We start from the raw sequence: 20,512 nt of genomic DNA on the forward strand, positions 1-20,512 counted from the left end.
ACGCTGTTGAGTTCTCAAGGAACGGACGCTTCCTTCAAGACCCTTTCACCGGTCTCTCCGGGCGCTTCCCTTCTTGTTTCTCCGAGCTTATCAGATCTTTATCTCAATCCGATCCCGGCCGGCCGGGTCATGCTTTTGCTCCGGCTTTTTCGGCCTCGGCGTGTTCGCTACGTTAGCGCATTCCTTCGCGGCTAGCGAATTCATGCCCCGCGCCCATGCCAAATGAATTCAGCGCGCACAGAAGCACGGCCGAAGATTCGGAGTGGGTTCGTTGTAGTGAGTGCCGCCCTGCGAGGATCCGGTGAAACCGGCCGTCCCGCCTCAAGCGGCTCGGACTACATTACGGACGCGGGGAGGCAGAGTCAAGCTCGTCCAGGCTTCAAACGTGCAGATCCGGCCGGGAGTAGCGACTCCCGGCCGGATCCGGCGGCGCGACGGGTGACGAGGGGATGCCGGGTCAGTCGGCGGCCAGCTCCACCGCGGCGAGGCTCTTCTTGCCGCGGCGCAGGACGAGCCAGCGTCCGTGCAGTAGCTCCTCCGCCGTCGGCACGACGTCCTCACCTGCGACCTTGACGTTGTTGACGTACGCGCCGCCCTCCTTGATGGTGCGGCGGGCGGCCGACTTGCTGGCCACCAACCGCACCTCCGCGAGGAGGTCGACGACCGGGGCCAGACGGTCCACCTTGGCGTACGGCAGCTCGCTGAGCGCCGCCGCCAGTGTGGCCTCATCCAGGTCGGACAGATCCCCCTGGCCGAAAAGCGCCTTCGACGCGGCGACGACCCGGGCGGTCTGGTCGGCTCCATGGACGAGGGTGGTCATCTCCTCGGCCAGCGCCCGCTGGGCCAGTCTGGCCGCGGGGCGCTCCACGGTGAACCGCTCGAGCTCCTCGATCTCCTCACGGGACTTGAAGCTGAAGATCCGCAGGAAGGTGGGGATGTCCCGGTCGTCCGCGTTGAGCCAGAACTGGTAGAAGGCGTAGGGCGTCGTGAACTCCGGGTCGAGCCAGACGGTCCCGCTCTCGGTCTTGCCGAACTTGGTGCCGTCCGCCTTGGTGATCAGCGGGGTGGCCACGGCGTGCACGGAGACGCCCTCGACGCGGTGGATGAGGTCGATGCCCGCGGTGAGGTTGCCCCACTGGTCGCTGCCGCCGGTCTGGAGGGTGCAGCCGTAGCGGCGGTAGAGCTCCAGGAAGTCCATGCCCTGAAGGATCTGGTAGCTGAACTCCGTGTAGCTGATGCCCACGTCGGAGTTGAGTCTGCGGGCGACCGCCTCCTTGGCGATCATCTTGTTGACCCGGAAGTACTTGCCGATGTCGCGCAGGAACTCGATGGCCGACATGCCCGACGTCCAGTCGAGGTTGTTGACCATGGCGGCGGCGTTCGGGCCCTCGAAGGACAGGAACGGCTCGATCTGGGCGCGCACGCGCTCCACCCAGTTCGCGACGGTCTCGGGGTCGTTGAGCGTCCGCTCCGAGTTGGGCTTGGGGTCGCCGATGAGCCCGGTGGCACCGCCGACCAGGCCGAGCGGGCGGTGGCCGGCCTGCTGGAACCGGCGGATGGTGAGGATCTGCACGAGGTTGCCGATGTGCAGACTGGGCGCCGTCGGGTCGAACCCGCAATAGACAGTGACGGGGCCGTCCGCGAGGGCCTTGCGCAGGGCGTCCTCGTCGGTGGACAGGGCGAGCAGCCCTCGCCACCGCAGCTCGTCGACGATGTCCGTCACGGGTCTCGTTTCTCCTTCGTCCGGGCGGCGGCCGGTGCACCGCCAGCGTGTCCGAGAGTACGCGGTCCGCGCCGCCGGGTTGCGGTCACCTGGAGGTCACCGGGCGGTCGAGGTCCCGTTCCTGCGGCGCGGGACGTGGGCCCGGTAGGGGCTGACGGTCGGATCTGCGTCGATCCAGAAGCGCCAGGGGGCCGCCGCTCCGTCGCCGCCGACGCCCGTGCGGGGGCCACTGCGGACGGTGCCGGGGGCGGGGGGTGTGCCGTGCAGGATGCGGAAGGCGGGCTCGCTGCCGGAGGCAGCGGAGGAACAGCCGGAGGCAGCGGAGGAACAGCCGGAGGCAGCGGAGGAACAGCCGGAGGCAGCGGAGGAACAGGAGGAGGCAGCGGAGGAACAGCCGGAGGCCGGGCAGACGTCGGCGCCGTTGTGCGCGCGGTCGACGCCGAGGGCGGTGGCCAGCCTGGCCGGCCCCTGGGCCAGCTCGCTGTCCTTGCGGGCGCCTGCGCGGCGGGTACGGGCCAGATCGGCACCGACGATGATCTCTCCCGCCCGCAGCAGGACAGCCGATGGGGTGTCTTCGGGCCCGCACACCAGATTCAGGCAGTGCCACATGCCATAGGTGAAGTACACATAGGCGTGGCCCGGGGGACCGAACATCACCGCGTTCCGCTCCGTGCGGCCCCGGAAGGCGTGCGAGCCGGGGTCCTGGAGGCCGGCGTAGGCCTCCACTTCGGTGAGCCGCAGCTCGATCGTGCCCTCCGGGCCGGTGTGCACGAGGACACGGCCGAGGAGGTCGGGGGCGGCTTCGAGCACGGGGCGGTCGAAGAAGGAGCGGTCGAGCGCGCAGCGGTAGGAGGGGTGGGGCTGGTGGGGCATGAGGGCGAGGCTAATGCAAAGGTGTGACAGCCCCGGCATGGCCAATCGGCCCTGGTATTGCCAGGGTGGTACACGGAACCGCGGTGGGATCGTCAGCGTTCCCATGGGTCACAACCGGATCGACCAGATCGACCAGATCGAGAGGAACGAACGTGGGCTTCAAGAAGCTGCTTGCGAGCATGGGCGCCGGTGGCGCGTCGGTGGAGACGGTCCTGACGGAGCCGAACGTGGTCCCGGGCGGCGTGGTCCAGGGCGAGGTGCGGGTCGAGGGCGGCAAGGTCGCGCAGCAGATCGAGGGGCTGTCGGTCGGTCTCCAGGCCCGGGTCGAGGTCGAGTCCGGCGACGAGGAGTTCAAGCAGAACATCGAGTTCCACAAGGAGCAGATCGGTGGTGCCTTCGAGGTGCAGCCGGGCCAGGTGTTCGCGGTGCCGTTCGGTCTGGAGATCCCCTGGGAGACCCCGATCACGATGTTCGGCGGGCATCACCTGCACGGGATGAACGTGGGCGTCACGACGGAGCTGCAGATCGCCCGAGCGCTGGACTCCGGTGACCTGGACCCGATCAATGTGCACCCGATGCCGGCGCAGACGGCGATCCTGGACGCCTTCGCGCAGCTCGGCTTCCGCTTCAAGGCCGCGGACCTCGAGCGCGGGCACGTGCGCGGGACCCGCCAGCGGCTGCCGTTCTACCAGGAGGTCGAGTTCTCGGCTCCGTCGCAGTACCGGGGGCTCAACGAGGTCGAGGTGACGTTCGTGGCCGACGGGCACGAGATGGACGTCGTGCTGGAGATGGACAAGAAGCCGGGTCTGTTCTCCGAGGGCAGCGACTCCTACCGGTCGTTCACGGTGCAGCTGAACGCGTTCCAGGGCACGGACTGGGCCGGCTACCTCAACCAGTGGCTGGCCGAGGTCGGCGGTCGCCGCAACTGGTTCTGACCGTTTCTCGCGGGGCTCGAAGGGCTTGGACGGCGGGAGGGGGCGCGGCCGGTGCCGGCCGCGCCCTCGTGCGTGTACGGGGCTCTCACCCCGCGCTGTGGGCCTCGTGTGCGTGCCGGGCGGGGGCGGTGCGGGACTAGGGTGGCCGGTGAGTGATCGATCCGCCTTCGAGCTTCGAGAGGATTGACCGTGACTGAGCCGAAGAGGCCTCCGCTCCCCCACGATTTCCACCCCGAGGTCCCGTCGTTCACCGTGGCCAGCGACGACCTCACGCCGGGCGGGGTGCTGCCCGACGCGCACGTGCACGCGAAGGGCAACACCTCGCCGCATCTGCGGTGGGAGGGCTTCCCGGAGGAGACCAGGAGCTTCGCCGTCACCTGCTTCGACCCGGACGCGCCCACGGGCAGCGGGTTCTGGCACTGGTCCCTGTTCGACATTCCGGCGTCGGTGACCGAGCTGCCCACGGGAGCGGGCTCGGGCGACTTCAAGGGGCTGCCCGAGGGCGCCAAGCATGTGCGCAACGACAACGGGACGCGGGAGTTCTGCGGGGCGGCGCCGCCGCCCGGGGACCGGGCGCACCGCTATGTGTTCACGGTGTACGCGGTGGACACCGACCACCTCGGGCCCGACGAGGATGCCTCGCCGGCCGCGGTGGGCTTCAACTTGCGCTTTCACACGCTCGCTCGGGCCCGGGTGATCTCGGAGTACGCCAGCGAGGGCTGAAAAGCCGTTGCGGGCCGCCGTCCCCTGGCCGCACAGTGGTGTCGTCCGGCACTTCGATTCGTTTCGAAGCGTCGGGCAGTCGGTACCGCACGGGCGGGGCGGCAGGGGACGTCTTCGAGCGCTCCGTGGACCGCTGCCGGAATCCTGGTTCCCACCGGGGCGTCCGCGCCGACTGCCGTATGCTCCGGGCGCCTCTCACGGGGGAGGGCGCCCGGAGCGTTCGGCCTTTTCTTTTTTGACGGCCTGTCAAAAATTGCGTTGTTGTATGACTCCTGCCTGGGCACAGTGGTGCCACCTCGCCAATGGGCGGGGCGGGCCACGGAGGTGGGCGGGATGCGTGACACGCTGGTGCTGAATGCGAGCTTCGAGCCGCTGGCGACGGTGTCGCTCAAGCGTGCGGTGGTGCTGGTGCTCCAGGACAAGGCCGTGGTCGAGCAGGAGCACCCGGGGCTGCGGGTGCGCGCGCAGGACGTGGAGCTCGCGGTGCCGCAGGTGATCAGGCTCTGCCGGTATGTACGGGTGCCGTTCCGACAACGGGCGGCGTGGTCGCGGCGGGGAGTGCTGGTGAGGGACCGGCACCGGTGCGCCTACTGCGGCCGCAGGGCCACGACGGTGGACCACCTGGTGCCTCGTTCGCGCGGTGGCGCGGACTCGTGGCTCAACACGGTGGCGGCGTGCGCGGCGGACAACCAGCGCAAGGCGGACCGTACCCCTGAGCAGGCGGGGATGCGGCTGCTGACCCAGCCGTTCGAGCCGACTCCGGCGGACGCGCTGGTGCTGGCGCTGGGGCTGGCCGGGCGTGAGGAGCTGAACAGCTGGCTCGCGGTGACGGCCTGAACGAGCGGATGAACGGCGGCCTGAGCGGCCGGTGAACGAACGGCCTGAACGGCAAAAGGCCCGCCTCCCCTTGAGCTTGAGCTCGAGTGGGAGGCGGGCCTTCGCCTTGTGCGTTCCAGGTGCGTCAGGACCGTGCGGGCCTGCCCATGGACCTGCCCGAGGACGTGCCCGAGGACGTGCCCGAGGACGTGCCCGAGGACCTGCCCGAGGGACCTGTCGGCGGGACCTACTTCGGGCCGTAGGCGACGACGCGCGGGGTGTACTTGGAGTTGAACGCCTGGATGACGAGGACCAGATCGCCCTTGGTCACCATCCAGTTGTAGTCGAGCGAGGTGATGGCGGTCGACGGGAACTTGCCGCCCTTGGTCGCGGTGCCGGAGGAGCCGGACAGCTTGAGGAACTGGCCCTGGTCGGAGTAGCCGCCCTCGAGGATCGCGGTCACATCACCGTTGGAGGCGACATCCAGCGCCTGGATGCCCTTCTGCGAGGTGCCGAGCTTCTGGTTCCACTTCAGGGAGCCCGAGGACAGGTCGAAGGCGGCGACCGTGGTGGCCTTGCCCGCGAGCCCGCTGCCGACGGTGGCGATCATCGTGTCCCCGTTGAACCGGTACCGGGGCATCGTGTTGGTCAGGCTGCTGCCGTCGGAGAGGTTGCCGAAGGACTGCGTCAGCTGGATCTTGGGGCCGGGGTCGCCATTGCTGCTCATCTTGACGACGTAGCCGCGGGCGGCGGCGCTGCCCGGGTTGACCATGGCCACTGCCGGGGACGTGGAGAGCACATTGACCTTGGTGGTCGCGTCACCCTCGGTCTTGTGGCTCCAGAGCGTCTTGCCCGAGCCGTTGTCGAGGTCGAGCGAGTGGATGATCGTGCGGCCGGTGTCGAAGCACGACTGCGAGACGACGATCGCGTCCGGGGAGGCCATACCGTTGACCGTGCAGCCGCTCTTGCCACCGGCCGACCAGTTCTTCCTGTGGGTGTCGAGGGAGTACGAGTAGACGGTGTCCGCCATGATGGCGAAGACGCGGTTGCCCTTGCCGTCGATCGCGACGCTGCCCTTGTTGCCGGCGAACGAGGAATTGCCGACGGAGAGCGTCTCGTACCACTTGGGCCGACCGGTCTTGAGGTCCAGCACGGTCAGCAGGGTGCACGGCGCGATGGAGTTGGCGGTCGCCTTGCGGTACAGCACGGCGGCGAGCCCGTCCTGGGTCACCGTGCGGGACATGTAGCACGGCTTCGCGTCGGACTCGGGGGCCTCGGCCGTCCAGGCCTTGTTCCCGGTCTTGAGGTCGTAGGCGGTGATGTCCTTCTCGTCGCCCACGACGACGTTGTTGCCCGAGAACCAGGTGCCCACCAGTTCGCTGGTGTCGGCGGTGCTGGCGTTGGGGTCGGCGGCCACCTTCCACAGGGCGGTGCGCTCGGGGCCGATCTGGAGCTGACGCGACGCCAGTGAGAGGCCGTCCGAGGGGCCCTTGTCCTTGCCGTCGTTGCCGCCGTTGCCCCCGCTGGAGCTGCTGCCCCCGTCGGCGGAGTCGCCGCCGTTGTCGTCACCGTTGGTGAGGTACACGGCGCCGACGATGATCAGGGCCAGCGCGACGACTCCGCCGATGACCGCGGCTATCACGCCGTTCTTGTTGCGGCCGCCGCCCGGCCGGGGCGGCATCGGGTAGTTGGGCTGCTGGGGGTAGGGCGTCTGCTGGGGGTAGCCGTAGGCACCGGGCTGAGGCTGCTGCGGATAGCCGTAGTTGCCCTGCGGCTGCTGGCCGTAGGGGTTCGGCTGGGGCGGCTGCTGCGGATAGCCGTACCCGCCCTGCGGCTGCCCGAAGCCCGCCGGGGGCTGCTGCTGCGGCGGGACGGGAGGGGTCTGCGGCTGCGGGTAGCCGTAACCCGGCTGCGGCTGCCCCGGCGGCGGGGGCGGGGGCGGGGTTCCCGGTCCCTGCCAGGCCTGGGTGGGCGCGTAGTGCTGGTTGTCGGCGGGCGGCTGCTGCTGCGGGGGCTGGGGCGGCTGAGCCGGCCGGCCGGGCGGGGGCGGAGGAGGCGGCGGGGTACTGGGTCCCTGCCACGCCTGGGTCGGGGCGTAGTGAGGGTCGGGCTGCTGGTTCTGCCCGCTGCTGCCTTGTGGTTCGTCGGCCATGTCCCCGTCCGTTTCCATCCCCGTCATGCGGCCGCTTGCGGCCTTCTCACTCGAACTCCCGCATGGTAGCGAGCATGAAGACCGGAGAAACCAGGGGTCGGGGGGCAGGGGCCAAACGGTGACATGAACGCAACGCAGCTCGGTGGCCGGCGTTCCGTTTGTCCGGGTTGCCAGGGCGAATGGGCCGGATCACCGGGTGGAGGACGGCGTGGGGGGACATCGGATCACCCGGTGCCGACCTGTGGGAACGGCCTGAGTTCTCCCGTGGACGCTGAGCGCGGCAATGGCTCAGCCGCCGGCCGCGGCCGTCTCGTCGATGAACGCGGCGAGTTGGATGTCGAGTTCGGTGATGCCGCCCTCCGAGTGGGTGCTCAGCGTGAAGTGCAGGGTGCGCCAGCGGATGTCGATGTCGGGGTGGTGGTTCATCTTCTCGGCCTCGGCCGCGACGTCGTCGACGATCGCGATGGCCGTGGGGAAGTCACGCGCTTCCACGGTGCGCCGCAGGGAGTCGCCGTCGCGGGTCCAGCCGCTCAGCCGGGTGAGGTGCCGACCGATCTCGTTGTCGCTCAGTCTTCTCGCCATATGCCCAGGCTCTCAGCCGAAGACGAGTTTCGCGATGGCAAGCAGGCCGACGACGACGATCACCCCTCGCAGCGCGGTCGGGGGCAGGCGCCGGCCGACCTTCGCACCGACCTGGCCGCCGATGACGGCGCCCGAGGCGATGAGGACGACGGCGGTCCAGTCGAAGTCGGCGACGAACAGGAAGAACAGCGCCGCCACGGAGTTGACGATGAGCGCGAGGATGTTCTTGACGGCGTTGATCCGCTGGAGGTCGTCATTGAGCAGGGTGCCCATCATGGCCAGGAGAAGCACGCCCTGGGCGGCGCCGAAGTAGCCGCCGTAGACGCCGGAGAGGGTGACCCCGGCGGTGAGGAGGGCGCCTCCGTGGGCGGGGGATGGGGCGTCGTTGTTCTCCCGGCGTGCGGCGACGGCGCGGGCGAGCCTGGGCTGGAGGACGACCAGGACGAGCGCCAGACCGATGAGCACGGGGACGATGGCGTCGAATGCCGCCGACGGCAGCCGCAGCAGCAGCCAAGCCCCGACGAGGCCTCCGACGAGGGAGGCCAGGCCCAGCCGGATGAGCCGGGGGCGCTGCCCCTTGAGCTCGCGGCGGTAGCCGATGGCACCGCTGAGGGATCCCGGCACGAGGCCGAGGGTGTTGGAGACATTGGCCGTGATCGGGGGCAGCCCGACAGCCAGGAGTACGGGGAAGGTGATCAGCGTGCCGGAACCGACGATGGTGTTGATCGTGCCCGCTCCGATGCCCGCGACGAAGACCGCGAGCCCTTCCCAGATCGTCACACTGCCCCTTCCGGTCGCTGCGATCGTTGCCACTGGCACCGATCATGCCGGAAGGGGCGGCGGGCTGCGGAGCGCGGCCGGCCCATGGGACACGTGGACCGTGCGCTTCCCGGTGCCGGGCGGGTCCGTCGGTCGTCCCCGCCCGCGCTGTCACCTCGCCTTCGGTCCCGCTGTCAGTCCTCGCCGAAGAGCGGGTTCTCACGGCGGGACGGCAGGGGCTTGGCGTCCCCCGAGGGGCCCGAACCGGAGCCCGGTACGGGGCCGGTCACCGGGCGGCCGCCTCCGTTCCCGTTCGGGGGCTTGGGCTGCGAGCCGATGTTGCCGAGCGCTCCGCCGAGGCCCTTGAGTGCCTCATTGAGCTCGCTGGGGATGATCCAGAGCTTGTTGGCGTCTCCCTCGGCGATCTTCGGGAGCATCTGGAGGTACTGGTAGGCCAGCAGCTTCTGGTCCGGGTCACCGTCGTGGATCGACTGGAAGACGGTGCTGATGGCCTGGGCCTCACCCTCCGCGCGCAGGGCCGCGGCCTTGGCCTCACCTTCCGCGCGCAGGACGGCGGACTGCTTCTCACCCTCGGCGGTGAGGATCTGGGACTGCTTGATGCCCTCGGCGGTGAGGATGGCGGCGCGCTTGTCACGGTCGGCGCGCATCTGCTTCTCCATCGAGTCCTGGATGGAGGTCGGGGGCTCGATCGCCTTGAGCTCAACGCGGTTGACGCGGATGCCCCACTTGCCGGTGGCCTCGTCGAGGACTCCGCGCAGGGCCGCGTTGATCTCCTCACGGGAGGTGAGGGTGCGCTCCAGGTCCATGCCGCCGATGATGTTGCGCAGCGTGGTGACGGTGAGCTGCTCGATCGCCTGGATGTAGCTGGCGACTTCGTAGGTTGCGGCCCGGGCGTCGGTGACCTGGTAGTAGATGACGGTGTCGATGTTCACGACCAGGTTGTCCTGGGTGATCACCGGCTGCGGCGGGAACGGAACGACCTGCTCGCGCAGGTCGATGCGGTTGCGGATGGTGTCGATGAACGGCACCACGATGTTGAGGCCCGCGTTGAGTGTGCGCGTGTAGCGGCCGAAGCGCTCGACGATCGCGGCGCTTGCCTGAGGGATCACCTGGACGGTCTTGATCAGTGCGATGAAGACCAGCACGACCAGGATGATGAGGACGATGATGATGGGCTGCACGTGGTCATTCTCCCTTTACACGACGACGGCTGTGGCACCGTCGATCTCCACCACGTCGACCTGTTGACCGGCCTCGAATACCTGGCCGGAGTCCAGGGCCCGTGCCGACCAGACCTCGCCCGCGAGCTTGATGCGGCCGCCTCCGCCGCCGTCGACCCGTTCGAGGACGACGGCTTGGCGGCCGCGGAGGGCATCGATACCGGTGCGCTCCTGCGGGCGCTGCCTCTTGCGTGCGATCGGGCGCACCACCGCCACGAGGGCGACGGAGACAACGGCGAACACGAGCACCTGGCTCACGATGCCGCCCCCGACCGCGGCGACGATGGCGCCCGCGAAGGCGCCGACGGCGAACATCCCGAACTCGGGTACCGCGGTGATGACCAGCGGAATACCCAGGCCTACGGCGGCTATCAACCACCAGATCCATCCGTCCACGCACTCATCGTAGGCGTGGCACGGCACTCAGTACGAGGGGTTCGATCAGGTCTTAGGACAAGATGGATCACCAAAGTGGCTGGTTTTACTTCAACGGGAGCCCTCTGGCGGTCCATCGGTCGTTCTCGTGCTCGACCACGAGGGGCAGTCCGAAGCACAACGAAAGGTTGCGCGAGGTCAGTTCGAGCTCGATCGGCCCGGAGGCGACGACCTTGCCCTGGCGGATCATCAGAACGTGGGTGAAGCCCGGGGCGATCTCCTCGACATGGTGGGTCACCATGATCATCGAAGGGGCGATCGGGTCGCGCGCGAGACGGCCGAGGCGCCGCACCAGGTCCTCGCGGCCGCCGAGGTCGAGACCGGCGGCGGGCTCGTCGAGGAGCAGCAGTTCGGGGTCGATCATGATGGCGCGGGCGATGAGGGTGCGCTTGCGCTCTCCCTCGGAGAGGGTGCCGAAGGCGCGGTCGGCGAAGTCGGCCATGCCCAGCCGGTCGAGGATGACCCGGGCGCGGGCCTCGTCGGTCTCGTCGTAACTCTCGTGCCAGTGCGCGGTCATGCCGTAGGCCGCGGTGAGGACGGTCTCCAGGACCGTCTGGCGGCGCGGCATCTTGTCGGCCATGGCGACACCGGCCATGCCGATGCGCGGGCGCAGCTCGAACACGTCCACGCCGCCCAGCTTCTCGCCGAGGATCACGGCGGTGCCGCTGGTGGGGAAGAGGTAGCTGGAGGCGATGTTGAGCAAGGTGGTCTTGCCGGCGCCGTTGGGGCCGAGGATCACCCACCGCTCCCCCTCGGCGACCGCCCAGGAGACCTGGTCCACCAGCGCGCGGCCATTGCGGACCACGGATACGTCCACCAGCTCCAGCACGTCACTCATGTGCCCGTTGTCTCCCCATGCAGTGCGGTCGTCTCGGGTACGCGGCCGGCGCCTGTAGGAGCGCGCTCGGGACCACGCCTAGCAAAACCTACGCCACCGCTCGGCGGGCCCCTTCCTCGGCCAGCCCTCAGGCCCACCGGCCCGCGCCCGGGAGTGCTCCACAGGACAGGCCCTAGGCTGGGGCCATGCTTGAGGAACCTCGGTCGGGGCGGCTCGCCGCTTGGGGAAACGCATTGATCGCCGGGCTGGTTCCGCCCGACGACGCGGCGCAGAAAGTGACCGGCAGGGACGGGGGCCATCGCCTGGCCGGGCTGCCGGACGAGGAGGAGCCCGAGGCGCTGGTGACCCTGACCTGGGGCCTGGGGCGGCTGCGGGCGCTGGGGGTACGGGGGCTGCGGATCGCGCTGCCGGTGGCCGGGCATCCCCTGGGGCTCACCGGGCCCGCGGGCTTCAACGAACTGGCCCTCGACGCGGGGGAAGCGGTGCTGACGGTCGGCGGTCCACCCCTGGGACTGGTGCCCGAGGTGACGGAGATCGGGTCCGGCGACGAGCGGAGCACCGCGGTGGTCTGGCGCTGCCTTCCGGTGCGCGAGGCGCCTCCGGCGGACGTTCCGTCGCTGAGCGAGGCCGAGCGGGAGCTGAACGAGGCGCTGCGCGACGCGACCGAGGTGCTGACCCAGCTCGACGTGGCGGGTTCGGGGCCGGGCGCTCAGGCTGCGCTGGACGCCTACCGGACCCGGCGCACGCGCTCGGTGCTGGCTCCCGGCTATCCCCCCAGGGCGGTGCGGGTGCTGGAACTGGCGCAGCGGGTGGGCGCTCTGGTGGACATCGCGGCCGGGCGGCACAGCGGCGGGGAGGGCATGGAGCACGGCGGGGCGGTGAGCGCTTCGCAGATCGCGGCGCGGGCGGGGGCGCTGCGTCCGCTGGAGCGGACCGCGCGGCGGGCGCAGGTGGCCGCGTACAACGCCTTCGTCGACCAGCCGGACACCCCCGAGAAGGCCTGGCGGCGGTAGAGCGCCGGACGGCTTCGGCCCCGGAGGCGGGGTGCGCTCGGGCAGGCGACGCCGCCCCCACGGCGGCACGGGGAAGGCCCCGGGACCGGTGTGGGTCCGCGGGGCCTTCGGCTGCCGAGAGAACTCGTCAGTGGTCGTTGTGGTGCTCGCCGTGGTGGTCCTCGTGCTCCACCTCGGTGTTCTCGATGTCGGCGTTGATGCAGGTGGTGCCGAAGGTCGGGCTGAGCAGGTTCCCGACGCCGAGGTCGTTGCCGCACACGTTGATCGGGATGTTGATCGGGATCTGGACGTTGTTGCCCGACAGGAAGCCGGGCGAGTTGGCGGCGAAGCCCTCGGCCTCGGCGTCGGCGAACGCGGCGCCCGAGCTCGCCAGCACGGCGAGGCCGGCCGTGGCCAGGCACAGCGCCGTCTTCTTCACAGAGAACATGGGTGTTTCCTCCTGTTGAGGTGTTCCCGCGGCGACCGCGGGCTCACACGCGTGACAACGCGATCACTAACCCGGCAGCAACGAGTTTCGACACAGGTCCGTCCGTTCGGCGCAATCGGCCGCGAGGTCGCCAACGTGGGCGTGTCGAGGGAGAAAACAGCAGGTGGGACGGGGTGTGGGCGTGGTCGGCCGCAACCACCCTTACGGGGGCAGGCAGCATGGGCCCTCCGGTGCAACGGCTGCCGGTGCGACCCCGCCCGACGAAGCGTCGGCCGAGCTGTGGAGGGCCCCGGGCAGGGTCGGCAGGGCCCCGCAGGGCGCGGTGGGTGAACGCGGCGGGTGTGTGTCGCCGGTGGGTGTCGCCGGTGGATGTCGCCGGTGGATGTCGCCGTCGGGTGCGGTCCGTCAGTCGGCCATGTCGTGGCGCACGGCCCACAGGGCGGCCTGGGTCCGGTCGGCGAGGTCCAGCTTCATCAGGATGTTGGACACATGCGTCTTGACGGTCTTCTCCGACAGCACCAGGGCGCGCGCGATCTCGCGGTTGGAGCGGCCGTCCGCTATGAGGGCGAGCACTTCCCGCTCGCGCTCGGTGAGCGCGCCGCCGCGGCCCTGCGCCGGTGCGGCGCCCTCGGCGGACAGCAGGGCCTGGGCGACCTCCGGCTGGAGGAGGACATGGCCGGCGTGCACGGAGCGGATCGCTCCCGCGAGCGCGTCGGGGTCGACGTCCTTGTAGAGGTAGCCCGTCGCCCCCGCCCGCAGGGCCGGGACGACCGAGCGGGTCTCGGTGAAACTGGTGACGACCAGGACCCGGGCGGTGCTGCCCCGCTCCCGCATCGTCCGCAGCGCCTCCACGCCGTCCATGCCGGGCATGTGCACATCCAGCAGGATCACATCGGGGCGCAGGGCGTCGGCCGCCTCGATGCCCTCGGCACCGTCGCAGGCCTCACCGACGACCTCGATGTCGTTCTGCACCTCGAGGAAGGTGCGCAGGCCCCGCCGGACCACCTGGTGGTCGTCGACGAGCAGGACCCGGATCTTCTCGCGGGTCTCCTGTTCAGCCACCGGGAACCTCCATCTCGATCACTGTGCCCCGCCCCGGCGCTGACTCCACGCGCAGGGTGCCCCCGGCGCCGGCCGCCCGGTCGCGCATGGAGACCATTCCCAGGTGGCGGCCGGCACGGCGCACCGCCGCTGGGTCGAAGCCCTTGCCGTCGTCGGCGACCCGCAGCACCGCGCCGTTGCCCCGCCCGTTGAGGCTGAGGGAGACGGTGGTGGCGTGGGCGTGCCGCAGGGCGTTGTGCAGGGCCTCCTGGGCGACCCTCAGGACGGCTTCCTCCTGCCCCGCGGGCAGGGCGCGGACCTTGTCCGAGTCGAAGGTGACCCGGGCGGCGTGGGCGCGGTTGAGGACTTCCGCCTGAGTGCGCAGGGTGGCGACGAGTCCGTCCTCGTCGAGGGCGGCGGGGCGCAGCTCGACGACCACGGCCCTCAGTTCGTCGGCGGCCTCGGCGGCCAGGAAGGCGACCTGGGCCAGTTCGGCCTTGGCGCGGGCGGGGTCCCGGTCGACGAGGGCCGACGCGGCCTGAGCGGTCAGCCTCAGGGAGAACAGCTTCTGCGAGACGGCGTCGTGCAGTTCATGGGCGATACGGGCCCGCTCCCCCGCGATGGTGAGCTCTCGGCTGCGCTCGTAGAGGCGGGCATTGGTCAGGGCGATGGCGGCGTGGTCGGCGAGGGTGCGCAGCAGCGCCTCGTCCTCCTCCGTGAAGGCGCACTGGCCGTCGGCGCCCGCGCAGCCGGTCCCCTCCGGCGAGCCCTTCTTGTTGGCCAGGAAGAGCGCGCCCAGCACCTCGTCCCCGTCGAGGACGGGCACACCGAGGAAGTCGGACATCTCGGGGTGGGTGTGCGGCCAGCCCTCGAAGCGGGGGTCCAGGCGGACGTCTGCGAGGCGCTGGGGTGTGGCGTCGTGCAGCATCACCGCGAGGATGCCGTGCTGGCGCGGCAGCGGGCCGATGGCCTTCCACTGCTCGTCGCTGATGCCGTCCACCACGAACTGGGCGAAGCCGCCGTGGTCGTCGGGCACGCCCAGGGCCGCGTACTCGGCGCCGAGCAGGTCCCTGGCCGAGGAGACGATCGTCTGGAGGACGTCGCGGACCTCCAGATGCCGGCTCATCGCCAGCACGGCGGCGCTGACCGCCTCGATCCCGGTCCTGGGCCGGGGCCGTGAGGTGGACATGCGGTCACGGTACCCGTGCTCGCTCGCCGGGGCATCGGGCCGAGGGCTCGTGGGGCCTGGTCCCCGGGGCCTAGGCCCATCTGCCCTGGTCCGCTGCGTCCCGTGGCCGACGCCGCGGGATCCGTTGATTCCTAGCGTGGGAGCCGCATCGACGTCGAAGAGGCACGAACGTCGTAGAGACACGGGCAACGAGTACGAGGGTGTGGGCTGACATGTCTGTCGCGATCATCACGGGGGCGTCGAGGGGGCTCGGCCTGGCACTGGCCGAGGCGCTGGCGCAGCGGGGGTGGGGGCTGGTCCTCACCGCCCGCGGGGCTGACGCGCTGGAGGAGGTGGCGGGGAAGCTGCGCAAGCGCACACGGGTGACGGCGATCGCCGGGGACGTGGCCGACGACGCGCACCGTGTCGCGCTGGTCTGCGCCGCCTGGGACCTGGGCGGGCTCGATCTGCTGGTGAACAACGCGAGCGCGCTGGGGGCCGAGCCGCTGGTCCGCCTGGAGCACCTGCCGCTGATCGGTCTGCGTGAGGCGCTGGAGACCAATGTGGTGGCGCCGCTCGGCCTCGTCCAGCAGGCGCTGCCGCTCCTGCGGGACTCCCGCGGCACGGTGCTGAACATCAGCTCCGACGCCGCCGTCGAGGCGTACCCCACGTGGGGAGGGTACGGCTCGTCGAAGGCGGCGCTGGAGCAGCTGTCGGCGGTGCTGGCCGAGGAGGAGCCGGATCTGCGGGTGTGGTGGGTGGACCCGGGTGACATGCGCACCGCTCTCTACGCGGCGGCCTGCCCGGACGACGACCTCTCCGATCGGCCTGTGCCGGAGCAGGTGGTGCCCGCCTTCCTGGACCTGCTCGACCGCGGTGCGGCGAGCGGCCGCTACTCGGCGCCCGCGCTGCTGGCGGGGGCGGCGTCGTGAGACCTGCCCTGCCGGAGAAGTCGCAGGTGGGGAAGCCGGGAGTGGGCACGCGCGGCCCCTCGGGTTCCGGGGCCGCGCTGAGGGTGCCGCCCGAGCTGTCGGCTCGGGTGCCCGCGGAGCAGCGCGGGGCCGGCCGGGACGCGGTGCGGCTGTTGGTGGGCCGCAGGGGCGGGGGGGAGGTGTCGCACCACGTCTTCGCGGATCTGCCGTCGCTGCTGCGGGCCGGCGATGTGCTGGTGGTCAATACCTCGAAGACGCTGCCCGCGGCCGTGGACGGGACGGTGGAGGGCGTTCCCGTGGTGGTGCACTTCTCCACCCGGCAGGACGACGGCCGCTGGGCGGTGGAGCTGCGCAGGCCGGACGGCAGGGGGTCGACGCTGCCGAGGCCGGGCGGCCCCGCGGGGGCGCTGGTGGAGCTGGCGGGCGGGGGGCGGCTGGTGATCGTACGGCCGCTGAGCCCGCGCGGGGACCGGCTGTGGGTGGCGGCGGCGTCGATGCCGGACGTGGTGGCCCACCTGTACCGGCACGGCAGGCCGATCCGGTACGGCTACACGGAGCGGGACCAGCCGCTGTCCGCGTACGGCACGGTGTTCGAGGCGCCGTCACCGGACGGGCTGGGCTCGGCGGAGATGCCGAGTGCCGCGCGGCCGTTCACCCCGGCCATGGTGACGGAACTGGTGAGCCGGGGGGTGCATGTGGCGCCGGTCACGCTGCACACGGGGGTGGCGTCGGCGGAGGCGCACGAGCCTCCCTTTCCGGAGCGGTTCCGGGTCCCGGCGAGCACGGCCCTGCTGGTCAACGCCGTCCGGCGGGCCGGGGCGGGCGGATGGGGGCGGCCCGTCGGCCGAGGTGGCGGCGCCGGCCCGGCGGGCGGGGGCAGGGTCGTGGCCGTGGGGACGACGGCGGTGCGCGCGCTGGAGTCCGCCGCGGGGCCGGACGGCCTGCTGACCGCGGCGGACGGCTGGACCGACCTGGTGATCACCCCGGAGCGCGGGGTGCGGGTGGTGGACGGCCTTCTCACGGGCCTGCACGAGCCGGAGGCGTCACATCTGCTGATGCTCGAGGCGGTGGCCGGCCCCCGGCTGCTGGCCGAGGTGTACGGGCAGGCGGTGGAGCGGGGCTACCTCTGGCACGAGTTCGGGGACAGCACTCTCCTACTGCCCTGGGAAGCAGGAACGAACCAGACAAATCCCCCGCAGATCGTCGACGGTGAGCGTCGGGGCGACCACGCGCAGTGCCCCGGACTGTGACCTGCCCCATAGGACTTTGGTCCACTACGGTCCCGCGTAGTTCCTCGGAACTGCGCGGGACCTTCTGCCGTCCCACGGGGCCGACGGCGACTTTCCGGCCCGGGAACTGGGGGCCCGGAAGGTCCCGAGGCACTTCGGGACCCTCTGCCTTGAGTACGGCCGGGGCTAGTAAATGGGGTGATTGCACCGCCTCGGAACCGATGGCTACAACTGTGTGAGTCGCAAGCGGAACGGCCGATCCGAACCGCCCCGCGAGCCCCCCAGTGGTGTGAAACGCGCAGATGGCGCGTACGTCGCCAGGCGCTCACGGTCACTGCGACTCCCCCAGCGGAAAGAGTTCAATCAGTATGCCGTCTCTGACGATCAAGCGAGTGTCCGCCCGCAAGACCGCCGTTACCGGCGTCGCCGTCGCCGCTGCCGCGGCCGGGCTGATGGCCCTGGCCCCCGGCGCACAGGCCGCGGGTGGTTCCCAGGCGATCGCCAAGAAGATGATCCACAACGACGCCCAGTACCAGTGCTTCAGCCACATCGTCGAGCACGAGAGCGGCTGGGACCACACCGCCACCAACCCCTCGAGCGGTTCCTACGGCCTGGTTCAGGCGCTTCCCGCGAGCAAGATGGCCTCGGCCGGCTCGGACTGGAAGACCAACCCGGCCACCCAGATCAAGTGGGGCGTCGACTACATGGAGGACCGCTACGGCAGCCCGTGCGGCGCCTGGTCCTTCTGGCAGAACCACCACTGGTACTGAGCCGGCGCAGCCGAGCCGGCCAGGGCACACATACGCCGAGGCGGCGGCCGCCCTCGCGAGGGAGGCCGCCNGAGGCCGCCGCCTCGGCGTTCGCCCACCCGGTCCTGCGCGGGGTGGTCCTCGCACGGGGGCCGGTCAGCTCTGGCGCATGACCTCGGGCTCGTGGCGGCGCAGCAGCCGGACCACGATGAACCCGCAGATGACACCGAGCAGGAGCAGCACGGCGGAGTCGAACACCCACTGGCTCGCCGCGTGGTCCCACAGCGGGTCGGTCGCCGTCGGGTTCGACTTGTCCTGCGGACCCATGAGCCTGCCCAGGTCGACCGTGGTGCCCTCGGCGGCGATGGCCCAGCGCGAGGGCATCAGCCACGCGACCTGCTCGACACCGGGGCTGCTGAACAACCGGAACAGGATGCCGGTGAAGACGACCTGGACGATGGCGAAGAGCACCAGCAGAGGCATGGTCTTCTCGGCGGTCTTGACCAGCGAGGAGATGACCAGGCCGAACATCATCGAGGTGAAGCCCAGGAGCATGATGACCAGCGTCATCTCGATGGTCGGGTTCTTCGCGAGCAGGCCCTCCGCGGGCAGGTCGCGCGGGAAGAAGCCGATGGCGCAGATGATGATGCCCTGAAGGCCGGTGATCAGGCCCAGGACGATCACCTTCGACATCAGGTACGCCGACCTGGACAGCCCGGTCGCGCGTTCGCGTTCGTAGATCACCCGTTCCTTGATCAGCTCACGCACCGAGTTCGCCGCTCCGGAGAAGCAGGCGCCGATGGCGAGGATGAGCAGGATGGTGCCCGAGTCCGCGTTGAACCGGGACGGCGGCTTGGGCGGGCCCAGGCCGAAGTCGGACGGGATCAAGGTGCTCACGAAGCCGAGGATCGCGGGCAGAATGACCATCAGGGCGATGAAGCCCCGGTCGGAGGCGATCACCGACACATAGCGCCGGATGAGCGTCCACAGCTGGGAGCCCCAGCTCTGCGGCTTCGGCGGCCGGCTCTGGGTGGGCTGGACGGGCACCGACTGCGGCGCCACGGCGTCGATGTCGGCGGCGTACTTCTGGTAGTGCATGGAGCCGTGCCAGCGGCCGCCCCAGTCGTGGTCCCGGTAGGTCTCGAACGCCTGGAAGACATCCGCCCAGGTCCCGTACCCGAAGAACTCCAGCGCCTCGTTCGGCGGACCGAAGTAGGCCACCGAGCCACCGGGGGCCATCACGAGAAGCCGGTCGCACAGTGCCAGCTCGGCGACCGAGTGGGTCACCACGAGCACGGTGCGGCCGTCGTCCGCGAGGCCGCGCAGCAACTGCATGACGTCACGGTCCATCCCCGGGTCGAGGCCGGAGGTCGGCTCGTCCAGGAAGATCAGCGACGGCTTGGTGAGGAGCTCCAGCGCGACGGAGACGCGCTTGCGCTGGCCACCGGAGAGGGAGGTGATGCGCTTGTCGGCGTGGATGTCGAGCTTGAGCTCGCCCAGCACCTCCTCGACGCGGCGGTTGCGCTCGGCGGCCTCGGTGTCACCGGGGAAGCGGAGCTTGGCCGCGTAGCGCAGCGCGGTGCGCACGGTGAGCTGGGCGTGCAGGATGTCGTCCTGCGGGACCAGGCCTATGCGCTGGCGCAGCTCGGCGAACTGCTTGTACAGATTGCGGTTGTCGTAGAGGACGTCGCCCTCGTCCGCCGGCCGGTAGCCGGTGAGCGCGCGCAGGAGCGTGGACTTGCCGGACCCGGAGGGGCCGATGACGCCGATGAGCGACTTCTCGGGAACACCGAAGCTGACGTTGTTCAGCAGGATCTTCTCGCCGTTGCCGTGCTTGACCTTGACGGTCAGGCGGCGCGAGGAGAAGGAGACCGCTCCGGTGTCGACGAACTCCTCGAGGCGGTCGCCGACGAGGCGGAACGTGGAGTGGCCGACACCGACGATGTCCTCGGGCCGCAGCAGGTGACGCTGGATCGGCTGGCCGTTGACGTAGGTGCCGTTGTGGCTGCCCAGGTCGACGATCTCGTAGCGGCCGTCGGCGGTGGTCCGGAACTCCGCGTGGTAGCGCGAGACCTGGAGGTCGGCGACGACCAGTTCGTTGTCGAGCGCACGGCCGATGCGGGTGGTCCTCGTGGTGAGGTTGCGGATCATGGTCGGTTCCGCCCGGCTGCCCAGCGGGGACGGCGCGCCGCCGCCCTGCGGCTGACGCTGCGGCACACCCGGGCCCGGGGACTGCTGGTGCGGAACCTGCGGCGGCTGGAAGGGCGGCTGCTGCTGGGGCGGCTGGAACGGCGGCTGTTGCGGCGGCTGGAAGGGCGGCTGCTGGGGCGGGGCCTGCGGCGGCGCGTAGCCGGGGCCGACGCCCGGGGCCATGGCCGTGGGCGCGCTGTAGACATCGGCGCGCGCGGCGCTGAAGTTCAGCCGCGGACCGTCGGTCCCGTTGCCGAGGTGGATCGCCGAACCCGGGCCGACCGGCGCCTGGTTGACGCGCCGGCCCTGGGAGTACGTGCCATTGGTGCTGCCCTGGTCGTCGATGACCCAGCTGTGGCCGTTCCACCCGATGCTCGCGTGGCGCCAGGAGACCCGGGAGTCGTTGATCACCACGTCCGCCTGCGGATCACGGCCGATCACAAAGGGCCTGGACGGGTCAAGTGTCCAGGTCTGTCCGTTCAATTCAAGTACGAGTTCCGGCACTCCATGCCCCACATAGTTGTCCCCCGAAAGATCCCCCATGAGGGGAGTCTAGGGATGCTGAACATCGGGTGGAACTATTCCAGGCTCTTCGCGGGAACGGGAGGCCGGGTTGGGGGGAGACTGGTTTCGGGCGGTTCCGACAACTTCGGCGCATTGCACTCGGGGGGCGGGATGGGCGGGTA

20 protein-coding genes are annotated in these 20,512 nt (G+C 70.5%); 8 read left to right on the top strand and 12 right to left on the bottom strand.

Translation table 11 applies throughout. From position 1 onward, the window contains the following. Positions 1-457: 457 nt before the first annotated feature. Both tyrS and IEY86_RS02255 read right to left on the bottom strand, forming a co-directional pair. Positions 458-1,723, bottom strand: coding sequence for a tyrosine--tRNA ligase (tyrS, locus tag IEY86_RS02250; protein ID WP_189129762.1), 1,266 nt, complete (start codon positions 1,721-1,723; stop codon positions 458-460). A gap of 96 nt (positions 1,724-1,819) precedes the next feature. Continuing rightward, the gene (locus tag IEY86_RS02255) at positions 1,820-2,596 is read right to left on the bottom strand and encodes a DNA-3-methyladenine glycosylase (protein WP_189129763.1); all 777 of its coding nucleotides are present in this window, start codon (positions 2,594-2,596) and stop codon (positions 1,820-1,822) included. A gap of 152 nt (positions 2,597-2,748) precedes the next feature. On the opposite strand from IEY86_RS02255, the gene IEY86_RS02260 reads away from it, so the two are divergent. The 4 genes from IEY86_RS02260 (at position 2,749) to IEY86_RS37460 (ending at position 5,333) form a co-directional block, all read left to right on the top strand. Further along, entirely contained in the window at positions 2,749-3,531 is a 783-nt protein-coding gene (locus IEY86_RS02260) for a sporulation protein (protein ID WP_189129764.1), read from the top strand. 189 nt (positions 3,532-3,720) lie between these two features. Then, positions 3,721-4,254 (top strand): YbhB/YbcL family Raf kinase inhibitor-like protein, encoded by a 534-nt coding sequence (locus tag IEY86_RS02265; protein ID WP_189129765.1) that lies wholly within the window; start codon positions 3,721-3,723, stop codon positions 4,252-4,254. 333 nt (positions 4,255-4,587) lie between these two features. After that, a complete protein-coding gene (locus IEY86_RS02270) occupies positions 4,588-5,091 on the top strand; it encodes an HNH endonuclease (RefSeq protein ID WP_189129766.1) in 504 nt (167 codons plus the stop codon). Between the two features lie 119 nt (positions 5,092-5,210). Continuing rightward, positions 5,211-5,333 (top strand): hypothetical protein, encoded by a 123-nt coding sequence (locus IEY86_RS37460; protein ID WP_265803559.1) that lies wholly within the window; start codon positions 5,211-5,213, stop codon positions 5,331-5,333. Here the strand turns inward: IEY86_RS37460 and IEY86_RS02275 are convergent. From IEY86_RS02275 to IEY86_RS02300, 6 genes are all read right to left on the bottom strand, one after another. Beyond that, positions 5,318-7,222: an outer membrane protein assembly factor BamB family protein gene (locus IEY86_RS02275; RefSeq protein ID WP_189129767.1), complete on the bottom strand. Its 1,905-nt coding sequence runs from the start codon at positions 7,220-7,222 to the stop codon at positions 5,318-5,320. The genes IEY86_RS37460 and IEY86_RS02275 overlap by 16 nt on opposite strands. Before the next feature lie 288 nt (positions 7,223-7,510). Continuing rightward, complete coding sequence (locus IEY86_RS02280; protein ID WP_189129768.1) at positions 7,511-7,804, bottom strand: 4a-hydroxytetrahydrobiopterin dehydratase; 294 nt, start codon at positions 7,802-7,804, stop codon at positions 7,511-7,513. A gap of 12 nt (positions 7,805-7,816) precedes the next feature. Beyond that, the gene (locus IEY86_RS02285) at positions 7,817-8,584 is read right to left on the bottom strand and encodes a sulfite exporter TauE/SafE family protein (RefSeq protein ID WP_189130035.1); all 768 of its coding nucleotides are present in this window, start codon (positions 8,582-8,584) and stop codon (positions 7,817-7,819) included. A gap of 173 nt (positions 8,585-8,757) precedes the next feature. Further along, positions 8,758-9,765, bottom strand: coding sequence for an SPFH domain-containing protein (locus tag IEY86_RS02290; RefSeq protein ID WP_189129769.1), 1,008 nt, complete (start codon positions 9,763-9,765; stop codon positions 8,758-8,760). Positions 9,766-9,780: 15 nt separating this feature from the next. Beyond that, a complete protein-coding gene (locus IEY86_RS02295; protein WP_229698098.1) occupies positions 9,781-10,200 on the bottom strand; it encodes an NfeD family protein in 420 nt (139 codons plus the stop codon). A gap of 85 nt (positions 10,201-10,285) precedes the next feature. Further along, positions 10,286-11,077: an ABC transporter ATP-binding protein gene (locus IEY86_RS02300; RefSeq protein ID WP_189129770.1), complete on the bottom strand. Its 792-nt coding sequence runs from the start codon at positions 11,075-11,077 to the stop codon at positions 10,286-10,288. A 185-nt stretch (positions 11,078-11,262) separates the two neighbouring features. Here IEY86_RS02300 and IEY86_RS02305 point away from each other — a divergent pair, with 185 nt between their 5' ends. After that, on the top strand, positions 11,263-12,090 hold the full coding sequence (locus IEY86_RS02305; RefSeq protein ID WP_189129771.1) for an Rv1486c family protein: 828 nt from the start codon (positions 11,263-11,265) through the stop codon (positions 12,088-12,090). A 127-nt stretch (positions 12,091-12,217) separates the two neighbouring features. Here the strand turns inward: IEY86_RS02305 and IEY86_RS02310 are convergent, their stop codons facing one another. The 3 genes from IEY86_RS02310 to IEY86_RS02320 form a co-directional block, all read right to left on the bottom strand. Further along, on the bottom strand, positions 12,218-12,517 hold the full coding sequence (locus tag IEY86_RS02310; protein ID WP_189129772.1) for a chaplin: 300 nt from the start codon (positions 12,515-12,517) through the stop codon (positions 12,218-12,220). Between the two features lie 405 nt (positions 12,518-12,922). Further along, a complete protein-coding gene (locus tag IEY86_RS02315; protein ID WP_189129773.1) occupies positions 12,923-13,579 on the bottom strand; it encodes a response regulator in 657 nt (218 codons plus the stop codon). After that, positions 13,572-14,747 carry a GAF domain-containing sensor histidine kinase gene (locus IEY86_RS02320; RefSeq protein ID WP_189129774.1) on the bottom strand — a complete coding sequence of 392 codons (1,176 nt, stop codon included), beginning with the start codon at positions 14,745-14,747 and terminating at the stop codon, positions 13,572-13,574. Before IEY86_RS02320 ends, IEY86_RS02315 begins: the two co-directional genes overlap by 8 nt. 212 nt (positions 14,748-14,959) lie before the next feature. Here IEY86_RS02320 and IEY86_RS02325 point away from each other — a divergent pair, with 212 nt between their 5' ends. The 3 genes from IEY86_RS02325 to IEY86_RS02335 all read left to right on the top strand — a co-directional run bounded on the left by IEY86_RS02325 (position 14,960) and on the right by IEY86_RS02335 (position 17,657). After that, positions 14,960-15,658, top strand: coding sequence for an SDR family NAD(P)-dependent oxidoreductase (locus IEY86_RS02325; protein ID WP_189129775.1), 699 nt, complete (start codon positions 14,960-14,962; stop codon positions 15,656-15,658). A 26-nt stretch (positions 15,659-15,684) separates the two neighbouring features. Further along, entirely contained in the window at positions 15,685-16,908 is a 1,224-nt protein-coding gene (locus tag IEY86_RS02330) for an S-adenosylmethionine:tRNA ribosyltransferase-isomerase (RefSeq protein ID WP_373286946.1), read from the top strand. Between the two features lie 347 nt (positions 16,909-17,255). Continuing rightward, the gene (locus IEY86_RS02335) at positions 17,256-17,657 is read left to right on the top strand and encodes an aggregation-promoting factor C-terminal-like domain-containing protein (RefSeq protein ID WP_189129776.1); all 402 of its coding nucleotides are present in this window, start codon (positions 17,256-17,258) and stop codon (positions 17,655-17,657) included. Positions 17,658-17,792: 135 nt separating this feature from the next. Here the strand turns inward: IEY86_RS02335 and IEY86_RS02340 are convergent, their stop codons facing one another. Continuing rightward, a complete protein-coding gene (locus tag IEY86_RS02340) occupies positions 17,793-20,369 on the bottom strand; it encodes an FHA domain-containing protein (RefSeq protein WP_189129777.1) in 2,577 nt (858 codons plus the stop codon). Positions 20,370-20,512: the final 143 nt, after the last annotated feature.

It is taken from the genome of Wenjunlia tyrosinilytica (genome assembly GCF_014646055.1).
GTDB classification, from domain to species: Bacteria; Actinomycetota; Actinomycetes; order Streptomycetales; family Streptomycetaceae; genus Wenjunlia; species Wenjunlia tyrosinilytica.

Excerpts from the sequence above, each read along its gene's own strand:
- IEY86_RS02270 (WP_189129766.1), top strand. The coding sequence starts at position 4,588 with ATGCGTGACACGCTGGTGCTGAATGCGAGCTTCGAGCCGCTGGCGACG.
- IEY86_RS02275 (WP_189129767.1), bottom strand. The coding sequence starts at position 7,222 with ATGGCCGACGAACCACAAGGCAGCAGCGGGCAGAACCAGCAGCCCGAC.
- IEY86_RS02325 (WP_189129775.1), top strand. The coding sequence starts at position 14,960 with ATGTCTGTCGCGATCATCACGGGGGCGTCGAGGGGGCTCGGCCTGGCA.
- IEY86_RS02300 (WP_189129770.1), bottom strand. The coding sequence starts at position 11,077 with ATGAGTGACGTGCTGGAGCTGGTGGACGTATCCGTGGTCCGCAATGGC.
- IEY86_RS02255 (WP_189129763.1), bottom strand. The coding sequence starts at position 2,596 with ATGCCCCACCAGCCCCACCCCTCCTACCGCTGCGCGCTCGACCGCTCC.
- IEY86_RS02335 (WP_189129776.1), top strand. The coding sequence starts at position 17,256 with ATGCCGTCTCTGACGATCAAGCGAGTGTCCGCCCGCAAGACCGCCGTT.
- IEY86_RS02340 (WP_189129777.1), bottom strand. The coding sequence starts at position 20,369 with ATGGGGGATCTTTCGGGGGACAACTATGTGGGGCATGGAGTGCCGGAA.
- IEY86_RS02310 (WP_189129772.1), bottom strand. The coding sequence starts at position 12,517 with ATGTTCTCTGTGAAGAAGACGGCGCTGTGCCTGGCCACGGCCGGCCTC.
- IEY86_RS02305 (WP_189129771.1), top strand. The coding sequence starts at position 11,263 with ATGCTTGAGGAACCTCGGTCGGGGCGGCTCGCCGCTTGGGGAAACGCA.
- IEY86_RS02280 (WP_189129768.1), bottom strand. The coding sequence starts at position 7,804 with ATGGCGAGAAGACTGAGCGACAACGAGATCGGTCGGCACCTCACCCGG.
- IEY86_RS02320 (WP_189129774.1), bottom strand. The coding sequence starts at position 14,747 with ATGTCCACCTCACGGCCCCGGCCCAGGACCGGGATCGAGGCGGTCAGC.